Source organism: Enterococcus sp. AZ101, assembly GCF_050499005.1.
Taxonomy (GTDB): domain Bacteria; phylum Bacillota; class Bacilli; order Lactobacillales; family Enterococcaceae; genus Enterococcus_L; species Enterococcus_L ureilyticus.
Genome location: NZ_JBMHEZ010000011.1, coordinates 1 through 350, shown reverse-complemented (window position 1 = coordinate 350; position 350 = coordinate 1). Strand labels below are relative to the sequence as shown.

4 tRNA genes are annotated in these 350 nt (G+C 52.3%); all 4 read left to right on the top strand.

Annotated features, from left to right (window positions below):
- Window positions 1-10: 10 nt before the first annotated feature.
- The 4 genes from IGJ50_RS17160 (at window position 11) to IGJ50_RS17145 (ending at window position 346) form a co-directional block, all read left to right on the top strand.
- Window positions 11-81 (top strand) — tRNA-Gly (locus tag IGJ50_RS17160).
- 4 nt (window positions 82-85) lie between these two features.
- Window positions 86-159, top strand: a tRNA-Ile gene (locus IGJ50_RS17155).
- Between the two features lie 18 nt (window positions 160-177).
- Window positions 178-265, top strand: a tRNA-Ser gene (locus IGJ50_RS17150).
- Between the two features lie 9 nt (window positions 266-274).
- Window positions 275-346: transfer RNA gene (locus IGJ50_RS17145), tRNA-Glu, on the top strand.
- The last annotated feature ends 4 nt before the right edge of the window (window positions 347-350 follow it).

The following is a 350-nucleotide window of genomic DNA, read 5'->3' as shown; positions in this document are numbered from 1 at the left end:
TTAAATTTTTGCGGGTGTAGTTTAGTGGTAAAACCACAGCCTTCCAAGCTGTCGTCGCGAGTTCGATTCTCGTCACCCGCTTTATGGGCCTATAGCTCAGCTGGTTAGAGCGCACGCCTGATAAGCGTGAGGTCGATGGTTCGAGTCCATTTAGGCCCATTTTTAAATTATTTTCTTGGGGAAGTACTCAAGTGGCTGAAGAGGCGCCCCTGCTAAGGGTGTAGGTCGGGAAACCGGCGCGAGGGTTCAAATCCCTCCTTCTCCGTTTCATAGCGGCCCGTTGGTCAAGCGGTTAAGACACCGCCCTTTCACGGCGGTATCACGGGTTCGATTCCCGTACGGGTCATTTT